The organism is Novosphingobium sp. BL-S-34 (assembly GCF_056857015.1).
Window position 1 is genome coordinate 549271 of record NZ_CM166472.1, and the last position, 12333, is coordinate 561603.

Here is a 12333-nt window from a genome sequence, read left to right on the forward strand (position 1 = left end):
ACAGGCAGCGCATAGTGGATTGCCCTCGCCTCGGCAAGCGATTACCGGCAACGACAATGTCGCAAGACCTGTCAGAAACGCCCCAGCGTCCCGCCGAACATCCCAGCACCGCCACGCCGGTGCCTGTCTCGACCGTTGCCGCCGTCGTCGTGGCGGCGGGCCAGGGACTGCGCGCCGGGCAGCCGCTCCCCAAGCAATTCGCGCCCTGGCGCGGCAAGCCGGTGATCCGTCATTCGGTGGAAGCCCTCGCCAGCGCCGGCGTGAAACCGATTCTCGTGGTGATCCCGCAAGGCGCGGAAACCCTGGCGGCGGAAGCGCTCTCGGGGATCGAGGGCATACTGTTCACCAACGGCGGCGAAACACGCCAGGAGTCAGTGAGGCTGGGGCTCGAAGTGCTCGTGGGCGGCGATCCCGATTTCGTCCTCATACATGATGCCGCAAGGCCCCTGCTTCCCGCCGCCGTGATCGGCCGGTTGCTGGCTGCCCTGGACGATCACGAGGGCGCTATTCCGGTGCTGCCGGTGGCCGACAGCCTCGCCCATGCCGAAACGTCCGGAGACGGCGAAGTCATGGGCGCTCCGGCGCGGCGGGAAGACTTGCGCCGGGTCCAGACCCCGCAGGCCTTCCGTTTCGACCGAATTCTCGGTGCGCACCGCGCCTGGGACGGCCCTACCAATGCCGGAGACGATGCCCAGGTCGCCCAGGCTTCCGGCATGGAAATCGCGCTCGTCGAAGGAGACGAAGCCTTGCACAAGCTGACTTATTCCTCGGACTTCGCCGCAGCCGCCCCGCCTATCCGCGTGGGCACGGGTTATGACGTTCACCGCCTGGAGGAAGGTGAGGAACTCTGGCTCTGCGGCGTGAAGATCGCTCATACCCATGGCCTGTCCGGTCATTCCGACGCCGACGTGGCCATCCATGCCCTGGTCGACGCCATGCTCGGCGCCGTGGGCAAGGGCGACATCGGCCAGCACTTCCCGCCCAGCGATCCGCAGTGGAAAGGCGCGGCTTCGGATCGCTTCCTTGCCCACGCTGGAAAGCTCATCGCCGAAGCCGGTTATGCGCTGGGCAATGCCGACGTCACCATCATCTGCGAGGCGCCGAAGATAGGCCCTCACCGCGAAGCCATGCGCGCGCGGCTCGCGGAAATTCTCGTCGTTCACCCCGGGTTGATCAGCGTGAAGGCAACAACCACCGAAAAGCTGGGTTTTACGGGTAGGGCAGAAGGAATCGCCTGCCAGGCCGTCGTCAGCCTGGTACGGATTTAAGGAGCCGACGATGTCCACTCTTCGCAAGACCTGCACGCTCGCCTTGCTCTCCGCGCTGGCGATCGCGCCCGGTGTGGCCAGCGCTCAGCAGTCGTGCCTGACCAAGGCCGAGGCGCGCTCGCTGTTCGGCTATGCCCTGCCCCAGGTCATTTCCGGCACCAGCAAGCGTTGCGCCCAGGTGCTTCCGAGCGATTCCTTCCTGCGCAGCCACGGCGCCGAACTCGTCACCCGTTACGCGGCGCAGAAGGCCCGCTACTGGCCGGAAGCCAAGGCGGCCTTCCTCAAGCTGGGCGAAGGCAAGGACGCGCAAGTCGGCCAGTTCGCGCGCAATCTGCCCGACGAATCGCTGCGGCCGCTTGTCGACATCACGGTGGAAGGCCTTGTTTCCCAGGAACTTCCGCTGAAATCCTGTGACAAGGTCGACCTTGCGCTGGACCTGCTTTCCCCTCTCCCGCCCGAGAATACCGCCAGCCTGATCGCCCTGCTGATCGAAGTCACTTCCAAGGCCGATGAAGTCGCGCCCGGGAAGGCGAAGCTCGGCGGCTTCACTCTCTGCAAGGACTGACATGTCTCGCAACATCCTATTCCCGCAGGATCTTTACGACCTGGCGGAGCGCGTCATTGCCGAAAACAAGGCGATCGGACGCAAGGTGTCCGTGGCCGAGAGCTGCACCGGCGGCCTCGTTTGCGCCGCCCTGACCGAAGTGGCCGGCTCTTCGGCCGTGCTCGATCGCGGCTTCGTGACATATTCGAACGAATCGAAGCAGGAGATGCTGGGGGTTCCCTCGGACATCATCGATACGCTCGGCGCCGTATCGCCGGCGACGGCATGGGCGATGGCGCAAGGCGCGATTACGCATAGCCATGCCGATGTGGCCGTGGCGATCAGCGGCATTGCCGGTCCGGATGGCGGCAGCGAACTCAAGCCGGTCGGCACCGTGGTCTTCGCCCGCGCCCATCGCGGCGAAGAGGAAGTTCATGCCGAGCAGAAGCTGATCGAAGGCGCCAACCGCGCGGAAATCCGCCATCACGCGGCGGTAGTCGCGCTGGAATTGCTGCTGCCGGGTACCGAGCTGCCGGCTTACGCGGACTGAGCCAGGCACATCGTCCCGGACTGGATCCGGGACGGCGTTTTCAAGTCAGACCGGCTCGCCGTATAGCTCGTGCGCGCGGGTTTCGAAGGCGGCCACCATCTTGCGGAAGGCCTTGTCGAAATACTGGCCGGCCAGCTTTTCGAACAGGGCGTTGCGGAAGCTGAAGCGCACGTCGAATTCGATGTCGCAGCTATGCGAATCCACCGGATGGAAGATCCAGTGGTTGTGAAGGTCCTTCATCGGACCGTCGACGTAATGGACCTTGATCTCGCGCGGATGGACTTTCTCGACGCGCGAGGTGAACTTCTCGCGCAGGGCCTTGAAGCCGACGAGCATGTCTGCGACCATTTCCGTGCCATCGTCGGACTTCACCCGGGTGGCGACCACCCAGGGAAGGAACTCCTGATAGCGACCGACATCGGCCACAAGGTCGAACATCTGCTCTGCGCTATAGGGAAGGCGCTGCGTCTCGTGAATTCCGGGCACTGCTACGTCTTCCGGCTCAGCGCGGGGTCTTTGCCAGCGCGGCCTTGGCAAGCTGCGCCTCGCGGGTAGCACGCATCTCGGCGAAGTCCTTGCCGGCATGGTAGCTCGATCGCGTCAGCGGCGAGGACGCCACTTGCAGGAAGCCCTTCGCACGGGCGATGGCGCCATAGGCGTCGAAGGCCTTGGGCGTGACGAATTCCTTCACTTCGGCATGCTTCGGCGTCGGCCGCAGGTACTGGCCCATCGTCAGGAAGTCGATATCGGCGCAGCGCATGTCGTCCATGACCTGGTGCACTTCCAGGCGTTCCTCACCCAGGCCGAGCATGACGCCGGACTTGGTGAAGATCTTCGGATCGTGGGCCTTCACTTCCTCCAGCAGGCGCAGCGAAGCGTAGTAGCGCGCGCCGGGACGGATCGTCGGATAGAGCCGGGGCACCGTTTCGAGGTTGTGATTGTAGACGTCGGGACCGGCGGCGACGATCGCCTCGATCGCGCGGCGCATCTTGCCGCGGAAGTCCGGGGTCAGGATCTCGATCGTGGTGGAAGGCGTTGCAGCGCGCAGCGCCTGGATCACCTTGACGAACTGGTTCGCGCCGCCGTCCGGCAGGTCGTCGCGGTCAACCGAGGTGATGACGATGTGTTCGAGGCCCGTCTTCAGCGCCAGTTCGGCGACATGCTCGGGCTCGGAAGGATCGACGCGGCCGGGCATGCCGGTCTTCACGTTGCAGAAGGCACAGGCGCGCGTGCAGGTGTCGCCCAGAATCATCACCGTGGCGTGCTTCTTGGTCCAGCATTCGCCAATGTTCGGGCAGGCCGCTTCCTCGCAGACCGTATTGAGCTTGAGATCCCGCATCAACTGGCGCGTCTCGCCATATCCCTTGCTGGTCGGCGCTTTCACGCGGATCCAGTCGGGCTTGCGTTGACGTTCGGGCTTCTGCTCAGGGCTTGGCACGGAGGAAAGATCGTTCATGCCGTCCAGATAGTCGCAAGCTTGCCAGCTTGCCAGTGCGAATATCCGCTCTATGGATTGCGTGCGTTTCAATGGAGGCATCCCATGACCGATTCCAGCGCCCCGAACGACCAACAACGCGTCCTCGATACCCTGCTAGAAGGGTACCACCGCTTTCGCAGTAGCGGGTGGAGCCCCAATCGCGAGCGATGGGCACGCCTGAGCGAAGGGCAACAGCCCGAAGTCATGATCGTCGCCTGCTCGGACAGCCGCGTCGATCCCTCGCAGATCTTCGACGTCGATCCCGGCGAGATCTTCGTCGTCCGCAATGTCGCCGCGCTCGTTCCGCCCTTCGAGACCACGCCCGGTCACCACGGCGTTTCTGCCGCGCTGGAATTCGCGGTACAGGTCCTGAAGGTGAAGGAAATCGTGGTCATGGGCCACGGCATGTGCGGCGGCTGCAAGGCGGCGCTGACTCAGGAACTTCACGGCACCGAGCCCGGCCAGGGCGGCTTCATCGCCGACTGGATCTCGATGCTGGACGAGGCGCGCGGCCCGGTCGCAGCCGAATTCGGCACCAGCGGCCGTCCCGCGGAGCGTCAGATGGAGCAGGCGGCCGTCCGGGTCAGCCTCGAAAACCTGATGACCTTCCCTTGCGTCCGCCACAAGGTGAAGGCCGGGGAACTCAAGCTGCGCGGCGCTTTCTTCGCGATTTCGGACGGAGAGCTGCACATGATGGACGACGCGAGCGGAGACTTCGCGCCGGTCACGTAAACGCGAAATCGCAAAGCCAAAAAGGAAAGGGCGACGGGTTTCCCCGCCGCCCTTTCCTTTTTTGTGCCTGAGGCAGCGGCTTACGAAGCCGGCGTGCCCTTCGAAGCGGCGTAGGCCGACCACAGCTTGGCCACTGGGCCGCGCGTGCCGCTGACCTTGGCCAGGGTAGCCTGCGCGTCGGCCGCCTTGCCCTGCATGGCCTGCGCCATGCCAAGGCGCAGATTGGCCTTGTTGGCATCGACGCCGGACTTGCCCAGGGCCGCCTTGTAGAGCGTCTCGGCCTTCGCGTATTCGTCATAGCTGAGGAACACGTCGGCAGCGCCCGTCACTTGGGCTGCGGTTGCGCCCGGCTTCATGGCGTCACGCTCGGTGGCAGGCAGCGAGGCCTTGTCCGCAGCGACACGGCCAGCGCTGTTGGCGCGGTCCTGGCCGACTTCGGCCTGGGTCAGCAGGCTCTTGGCCAGACCCTGATCCATGATCTTGACGGCTTCACCCGGGAAGGCGCGCGGATCGACATTCTGGAGATATTCCAGATAGTCGCGCTTGTCCTTCATCGCGCCGGTGACGTTCATCAGGCGCATGAGATCGAGGTTCTCGGCGTTCTGGAGCGAGGCCAGCTGGCGCACGATCGAAATCGCGATGTTCCACGAAGCCGGGCTCGGGTAATACTGTGCCAGCATCGCCGCATATTCGGTCGACGGTGCAAGCTGCTTGGCATCGTAGGAGGCCTGAAGCGCGCTGCGGATCGAGGTTTCGCTCGGCTTGGTGCCGTTCGCCTTGGCCGCTTCCAGCTCCTTCTGGACCATCGCCAGCGCCGCCTGCGGGTTGTTCGAACGCTTGTAGGAGTCCGCCAGCAGCGGCTGGATCATGTTCTGCGTATCGCGGTAGCCGCCGTCGAACGACTGCTGCAGATAACGTGCAGCCACATCGTACTGACCGCTCTGATAAGCGGTGACGCCGGCCAGATACTGGACCTGACCCAGCGATTCAGGGCTGGTCTGGCCGCTGTCGAGCATCATGACGAGGCCCTTGTTCTGCATCGCCGGGTCGTTCATCAGAACGCCGACGTTGCGGGTCATTTCGCCCTGCTTCAGCTTGTCGAACGGCTGCGTGGCCTGTGCCTCGGCCGTCTGGAGCTGGGCCAGAACGCCGCCCATGGCGGCGTCGACTTCGGCGCGGGCCGCAGCCTTTTCAGCATCGGTCTTGGCGGCCTGGGCCTTCTGCGAGGCGGCCGTCACCGCGGCATTCGCCTTGGAATCCGCGATCGCCTTGTCGACCGGTGCGGCAACCGCCGCATATTCCTTGGAGAAAGTAGCCTTGGCGGGCGCCTTCTCCTTCTCCTTGGCGGCAACCGTTGTCGGTGCTGCCGCGATGGCCATTCCGCCGGTCATGGCTACGGCCAGGGCAATACGGGAAATCAGGAACTTGCGAGCCATTCAGGCCAACTCCTCATCAAGACAAATCGAAGACACGCCGGACGGCGAAATCTCCTGAAATCGGTGGTGCCGGTGTGGCGGCGAATTGACCGCTTGGCAACCTAGAGGCGCAATTAGAACGCCGCCACTTAACGCTGTTTGAATGCAATTCGCCGCAGCCTCGGGGGTTCCCGCCGGACGTCGGTCCGGGCTCGCCACTCCCTTCGGCCCATAAGTGTGGAAAAAAGCACGGAGGATGGAACGCCCCCTCCTGTTCATGTGGCTTTCGCCCAGCGCATGCCCTAGGGCGATCCATCACCCTTTGTCCCGCAGCAACGAACGATCCAGCGCGTGAGCGACGACACCGACATCAACGGCCCCGAACACCTCGGTCCCGAAGGCGAATATACCCGCATCGACATCGTCGATGAGATGAAGACGAGCTATCTCGATTACGCGATGAGCGTGATCGTGAGCCGCGCCCTGCCCGACGTGCGCGACGGCCTGAAGCCGGTTCACCGCCGTATTCTCTATGCCTGCCAGGAAGCGGGCTACGTTGCCGGTCGTCCCTACCGCAAGTCCAGTCGTATCGTCGGCGACGTCATGGGTAAGTATCACCCCCATGGCGACAGCGCGATCTACGATGCACTGGCCCGTCTGACGCAGCCGTGGTCGATGCGCCTGCCGCTGATCGACGGCCAGGGCAACTTCGGCTCGATGGATCCCGATCCGCCGGCCGCCATGCGTTACACCGAAGCGCGCCTGGACAAAGTGGCGAACGAGCTTCTGTCGGACATCGACAAGAACACCGTCGATTTCGCCGACAACTATGACGGCTCCGAAAGCGAGCCGACCGTGCTTCCGGCGCGCTTCCCGAACCTCCTCGTCAATGGCGCCGGCGGTATCGCCGTCGGCATGGCCACGAACATTCCGCCGCATAATCTGGGCGAAGTGATCGACGGCTGCCTGGCGATGATCGAAAATCCGGCGATCACGGTCGAGGACCTGATCCAGATCATCCCGGCGCCCGACTTCCCCACCGGCCCGCTGATCCTTGGCCAGGGCGGCGCGCGCAACGCCTATCTGACGGGCCGCGGCTCGATCATCATGCGCTGCCGCCACGAGATCGAGGAAGGCCGCGGCGACCGCCGTTCGATCGTCCTCACCTCGATCCCCTACCAGGTCGGCAAGTCGAACCTCGTCGAGAAGATCGCCGAAGCCGCCAAGGAAAAGCGGATCGAGGGCATCTCGGACATCCGCGACGAATCCAACCGCGAAGGCGTGCGCGTCGTCGTCGATTTGAAGCGCGATGCCACGCCTGAGGTCGTGCTCAACCAGATCTGGCGCAATACCCCGGCCCAGTCGAACTTCGCCGCCAACATGCTGGCGATCCACGGCGGCCGCCCCGAAGTCTTCAACCTTCGCGGCTTCCTCCAGGCCTTCATCCAGTTCCGCGAAGAAGTCATCACCCGCCGCACCAAGTTCGAACTGAACAAGGCGCGCGACCGGGCGCACATCTTGCTCGGCCTGGTCGTTGCGGTGTCCAACCTCGACGAAGTCGTGGTCATGATCCGCAGCGCCCCGAACCCGGCAACGGCACGCGCGCGCCTGATGGCCAAGGAATGGCCGATCGGGGACATTGCGCCGTATATCCGTCTGGTCGAGGCTATCGAGCCGAATGCCGAGCAGGACGGCGGATCGTATCGCCTCTCCGAGGTTCAGGTGAAAGCGATCCTCGATCTGCGCCTGCACCGCCTGACGGCGCTGGGCCGCGACGAGATCGGCGACGAACTGAAGGAACTGGCCGCCGCGATCGAGGAATATCTCTCGATCCTGGCCGACCGGGTCAAGCTCTACGCCGTCATGCGCGAAGAGCTGGTCGCCGTGCGCGAGCTTTACGCCACCCCGCGCGTATCCCAGATCACCGGTGCCGCTGACGGCATCGAGGACGAGGACCTGATCGAGCGCGAGGAAATGGTCGTGACCGTCACCATGGACGGTTACATCAAGCGTACCCCGCTCTCGACCTTCCGCGCCCAGGCGCGCGGCGGCAAGGGCCGCGCCGGCATGGCGACGAAGGACGAGGACGTCGTGACCACGATGTTCGTCACGTCCACGCACAACCCGGTGCTGTTCTTCTCCACCGCCGGCAAGGTCTATCGCCTCAAGGTCTACAAGCTGCCGGAAGGCGGCCCGACCACGCGCGGCCGCCCCATCGTCAACCTCCTGCCCTCGCTGGACAAGGACGAGACGATCCAGACCGTGCTCCCCCTGCCGGAGGACGAGAAGGAGTGGAGCAAGCTCTCGGTGGTCTTCGCGACCGCCAAGGGCAACGTGCGCCGCAACGCCATGGACTCTTTCGCGAACATCCCGTCGAACGGCAAGTTCGCGATGAAGTTCGACGACGACAGCGACGATCGCCTGATCGGCGTGGCTCTGCTCAACCATTCGGACGACGTCCTGCTGGCGAGCCGCCAGGGCAAGGCCATCCGCTTCGCCGGCGATCTGGTCCGCGAATTCGCGAGCCGCACCTCCACCGGCGTCAAGGCCATGACGCTGAAGGAAGGCGACGAAGTCATCTCGCTGTCGATCCTGCACCGCGTCGGCGTGCAGGACCAGGACGAGCGCGAGGCCTATCTCCGCTTCGCGCCCTGGAAGGGCGAGCGCGACGGTGAGAGCACGCTCGACGGCGAACGCCTGGCCTATCTGGTCGAAAAGGAGCAGTTCATCCTGACCGTCTGCGCCAACGGTTACGGCAAGATGTCTTCGGCCTACGAGTATCGCCGCACCGGCCGCGGCGGCCAGGGCATCACCAATATCGACAATATCGAGCGCAACGGCCCGGTCGTCGCCAGCTTCCCGGCTAGCCGCGCCGACCAGCTCATGCTCGTCACTGACCAGGCCAAGCTGATCCGCCTGCCGCTCGAATCGCTGCGAGTGATTGGCCGCGGTTCGGCAGGCGTGCGCCTGTTCAACGTGTCGAACAACGAGCACGTCGTCAGCGCCGTGCGCCTTGACGAACCGGCCGAGGAAGACATCGTCGAAAGCACTGTCGATGCGGCCATCGAGGGTGATGCACCCGTCACGGGCCAGGCGCCTGAAACCGGATCGCCGGAAGGCGACCTGCCCGATACCGACACCCCGGACACGGAAGCGTGACGGAGACGGTCGCCTACAAGATCCTGACCGGAGAGCAGCTCGATCGGCTGCTCTCCGACGGCACCTTCACCGGCGCCCCGATCGATCTTGCCGACGGCTATATCCACATGTCCACGGCCGAGCAGGCGCAAGAAACGCTGGACAAGCACTTCGCCGGACAGTCCGGACTCGGCATCGCCGCGGTTGATCTCACCGTCTTGGGCGATGCGGTGAAGTGGGAAGTTTCGCGCGGCGGCGCGCTGTTCCCGCACATCTACGCCGACCTGCCGCTTTCCGCCGTGATCGCCCATGGTCCCGCCGAACGGGATGCCGCCGGCAAGCTGATCCTTCCGGGCGGCTGAGCTTTCGGCACCGCTGAACCAGCGGGGCTGCACCGGCACGCCGGTTGATTGCCATACCCTGTCCTTGCGCCCTTCCCTGATGCCGCGCAAAGGTCTAGGCGCTGGCGCCATGACACAAGACGTCCACATCATCGGCGGCGGCCTCGCCGGAAGCGAAGCCGCCTGGCAGCTCGGGCGCCGCGGTTTTCGCGTGCGCCTTTCCGAAATGCGCGGCACCGGCGAGCGCAGCCCGGCCCACCAGGGCGACGGTCTTGCCGAACTGGTCTGCTCCAACTCCTTCCGCTCGGACGACGACGAAAAGAACGCGGTCGGCCTGCTGCACCACGAAATGCGCCGCTGCGATTCGCTGATCATGTCGGCAGCGGCCAAGGCGCAAGTTCCCGCCGGCACCGCGCTCGCGGTGGACCGCGACTTGTTCTCGGCCGAAGTGGAGGCGCGTCTTGCGGCGCTGCCCAATGTCGAGATCGTCCGCGAGCGCGTCGATACCCTGCCCGATACCGGCACGACCATCGTCGCCACCGGCCCGTTGACGGCCGAATCGCTCGCAGGCAGCATCGGCCGCGCGACCGGTGCCGACAGTCTCGCGTTTTTCGACGCCATCGCCCCCATCGTCTACCGCGAAAGCATCGACATGGACGTGTGCTGGATGGCCTCGCGCTGGGACAAGGGTGAGACCAAGGACTACATCAACTGCCCGATGGACAAGGACCAGTACCTGGCTTTCCACCGGGGACTGGTCGAAGGCGAAAAGACCGCTTTCAAGGAATGGGAAGCGGACACGCCCTATTTCGACGGCTGCATGCCGATCGAGGTCATGGCCGAACGCGGTGTGGAGACGCTGCGCTTCGGGCCGATGAAGCCGGTCGGTCTCGACAACCCGCACTGGGCGACGCCTGAGTACCCCAACGGCCGCTGGCCCTATGCCGTCGTCCAGCTTCGCCAGGACAACAAGCTGGGTACGATCTGGAACATGGTCGGCTTCCAGACCAAGCTCAAGCACGCCGAGCAGGTGCGCCTGTTCCGCACCATTCCCGGCCTCGAAAACGCAGAGTTCGCGCGTCTGGGCGGCTTGCACCGCAACACTTTCATCAATTCGCCGATCCTTCTTGACCGCCAGCTTCGGCTCAAGACCGCGCCGCATGTCCGCTTTGCCGGGCAGATCACCGGTTGCGAGGGCTATGTCGAAAGTGCGGCCGTTGGCCTGATGGCTGGCCTCATGACGGCGACGCAGCTCGCCGGTCGCGAGTGGCAGGCCCCGCCGCGCACCACCGCGCTGGGTGCATTGCTCTCGCACATCACCGGCGACGCCGAAGCGGAGAGCTATCAGCCGATGAACGTCAATTTCGGGCTGTTCCCGCCGCTTCACGACGTGAAGAAAAAGCAGCGCAAGGAAGCCTATACCGAGCGCGCAAAGCTGGAAATCGCCCCCTGGCTGGACGCGCTGGCCCCCGCCTGATCCTCGCGGGTCCAGCCTACTCGTCGCAGATCCCTCTCTACGGCGTCATTTCGGCTTGCAGCTGCACTTCGGCCCGGGCTTCGCCTTGGCCGGAGGCGGCGCCGTCTTGCGGAATTCCTCCGGTGTCAGCGCCTGATCCTGATTCGCATCGGCGCCATCGAACTTGGTGACCGTCGCCACGGCCCATTCCTCGAACGTCAGCAGGTTGTTGCCGTCCTGGTCGAGCTTGCGAAACCCGTCCACCCGTGTCGACAGCATCTCGTTGCGGGTGATCCTGCCGTCGCGGTTCCGGTCGTAACGGCCGAAACGGCGCTGTTCGCGCGTTTGCTCCGTCGCCTCGGGCAATTCCGGCCCGTCGATTTCGGACAAGTCCGCGCTCGGCATTTCCTGCGGAGCGATCGAACTGACAGGCGCCTGCGGCAATGGCGCGCCTCTTTCCACGGCGGCACGGCCCTGCCACCAGAACAGCCCCACCGACACCATGACCAGCGCCGCCAAAGCACCCAGAACAAAACGGTTCATCTCGGCCCCCTTGCGAGGCGGCCACTTAGCCGCGGCACCCGGGCCGCGCGAAATTACATAATCTTCACCGGCACCTGAGCAGACCGGTCTGCGGTCCTAGAAACCCAACAAGCCCAGACGCATGGCCTTGACGACCGCGCCCGGCGATGTCTCGCTGCCCGTGGCCAGACGATGCTGCGCCAGTCCTTGCAGGACCAGCAGCGGACGCAGGCTGCGCGACAGGCGCGGCGATCCGGGCGAGGTTTCCCGCGCGAGGGTCTGCGCCACGACGCTTTCTTCGGGATTGCGCAAGTGCGATGCCAGATCGGCGAGCGCCCAGCGCCGTCCGATCCGACCGGCCGCCTCGGCCTCTTCGGGCCGTCCGAGCGCTTCGGCCAGCGCCGCGAACGCCGCGCCGCGCCCTTCGGCCATGGCTTGCAGCGATTCCGGCGGCAGGGGCGCCGGGCCGGTCAGCGCCTCCCAGCCATCGACAAGGGCTGCAAGCGGCTTGTGCGCGCCGTTCCAGCTCCTCAAGGCATTGAGCAGCGGTTCGCCCTCCGGCCACTCGGAAGCGTCGCGACCCAGGGTCTCCCGCCACCATGCCAGACGAATGAGCGCCAGCATCGGCTCGCGCGAATGGCGCAGCAGGCCGGCCAGTCGCTGGTCGAGCGCGAACAGCGCGAGTGTCGGCAAGCGCGAGGACGCCGTCGCGTAGGACAGCGCAAGCCGGGCGCTTTGCGTGATGGTGGGGAGAAGAAGGTCTTCGGGACCCTGGCTGGCGGAAGCCGGTGAGGCGGAATTGTCAGGCACGGAGCCTCTCTAGTCGGCCAGTCGGCAGGTGCAAGTCCCGCTTCGTGCAGAGCCTGCATGCCTGCGCGCGTGCTGCGCGC

At 65.1% G+C, this 12333-nt stretch carries 12 protein-coding genes; 7 read left to right on the top strand and 5 right to left on the bottom strand.

Features of this window, described 5'->3' with window-relative positions:
• The first annotated feature begins 56 nt into the window (after positions 1–56).
• Genes AC1VV3_RS02580 through AC1VV3_RS02590 form a run of 3 tightly spaced genes read left to right on the top strand, consistent with a single transcriptional unit; the run spans position 57 to position 2362 of the window.
• Positions 57–1268 (top strand): bifunctional 2-C-methyl-D-erythritol 4-phosphate cytidylyltransferase/2-C-methyl-D-erythritol 2,4-cyclodiphosphate synthase, encoded by a 1212-nt coding sequence (locus AC1VV3_RS02580; RefSeq protein WP_431568583.1) that lies wholly within the window; start codon positions 57–59, stop codon positions 1266–1268.
• A gap of 10 nt (positions 1269–1278) precedes the next feature.
• Positions 1279–1833: a hypothetical protein gene (locus tag AC1VV3_RS02585; protein WP_165921326.1), complete on the top strand. Its 555-nt coding sequence runs from the start codon at positions 1279–1281 to the stop codon at positions 1831–1833.
• 1 nt (position 1834) lies between these two features.
• Positions 1835–2362, top strand: coding sequence for a CinA family protein (locus AC1VV3_RS02590; protein WP_132262806.1), 528 nt, complete (start codon positions 1835–1837; stop codon positions 2360–2362).
• A gap of 45 nt (positions 2363–2407) precedes the next feature.
• On the opposite strand, the gene AC1VV3_RS02595 is transcribed toward AC1VV3_RS02590, so the two are convergent.
• The gene (locus tag AC1VV3_RS02595) at positions 2408–2848 is read right to left on the bottom strand and encodes a type II toxin-antitoxin system RatA family toxin (RefSeq protein WP_132262808.1); all 441 of its coding nucleotides are present in this window, start codon (positions 2846–2848) and stop codon (positions 2408–2410) included.
• 16 nt (positions 2849–2864) lie between these two features.
• Positions 2865–3818 (bottom strand): lipoyl synthase, encoded by a 954-nt coding sequence (gene lipA / locus AC1VV3_RS02600; protein WP_132262810.1) that lies wholly within the window; start codon positions 3816–3818, stop codon positions 2865–2867.
• An 84-nt stretch (positions 3819–3902) separates the two neighbouring features.
• Between lipA and AC1VV3_RS02605 the strand changes: the two genes are divergently transcribed.
• A complete protein-coding gene (locus tag AC1VV3_RS02605) occupies positions 3903–4571 on the top strand; it encodes a carbonic anhydrase (RefSeq protein ID WP_132262812.1) in 669 nt (222 codons plus the stop codon).
• Positions 4572–4651: 80 nt separating this feature from the next.
• Here the strand turns inward: AC1VV3_RS02605 and AC1VV3_RS02610 are convergent, their stop codons facing one another.
• Positions 4652–6007, bottom strand: coding sequence for a hypothetical protein (locus AC1VV3_RS02610; protein ID WP_431568582.1), 1356 nt, complete (start codon positions 6005–6007; stop codon positions 4652–4654).
• Between the two features lie 330 nt (positions 6008–6337).
• On the opposite strand from AC1VV3_RS02610, the gene gyrA reads away from it, so the two are divergent.
• The 3 genes from gyrA (at position 6338) to trmFO (ending at position 10942) form a co-directional block, all read left to right on the top strand.
• The gene (gene gyrA, locus AC1VV3_RS02615; RefSeq protein ID WP_431568581.1) at positions 6338–9145 is read left to right on the top strand and encodes a DNA gyrase subunit A; all 2808 of its coding nucleotides are present in this window, start codon (positions 6338–6340) and stop codon (positions 9143–9145) included.
• Entirely contained in the window at positions 9142–9486 is a 345-nt protein-coding gene (locus AC1VV3_RS02620) for a DUF952 domain-containing protein (RefSeq protein ID WP_431568580.1), read from the top strand. Before gyrA ends, AC1VV3_RS02620 begins: the two co-directional genes overlap by 4 nt.
• A gap of 109 nt (positions 9487–9595) precedes the next feature.
• Positions 9596–10942 carry a methylenetetrahydrofolate--tRNA-(uracil(54)-C(5))-methyltransferase (FADH(2)-oxidizing) TrmFO gene (trmFO, locus tag AC1VV3_RS02625; RefSeq protein WP_431568579.1) on the top strand — a complete coding sequence of 449 codons (1347 nt, stop codon included), beginning with the start codon at positions 9596–9598 and terminating at the stop codon, positions 10940–10942.
• A 45-nt stretch (positions 10943–10987) separates the two neighbouring features.
• On the opposite strand, the gene AC1VV3_RS02630 is transcribed toward trmFO, so the two are convergent.
• Together AC1VV3_RS02630 and AC1VV3_RS02635 are read right to left on the bottom strand one after the other, a co-directional pair.
• Positions 10988–11464 carry an EF-hand domain-containing protein gene (locus AC1VV3_RS02630; RefSeq protein ID WP_314465320.1) on the bottom strand — a complete coding sequence of 159 codons (477 nt, stop codon included), beginning with the start codon at positions 11462–11464 and terminating at the stop codon, positions 10988–10990.
• Between the two features lie 96 nt (positions 11465–11560).
• Positions 11561–12253 (bottom strand): hypothetical protein, encoded by a 693-nt coding sequence (locus AC1VV3_RS02635; protein ID WP_132262824.1) that lies wholly within the window; start codon positions 12251–12253, stop codon positions 11561–11563.
• Positions 12254–12333 lie beyond the last annotated feature (80 nt).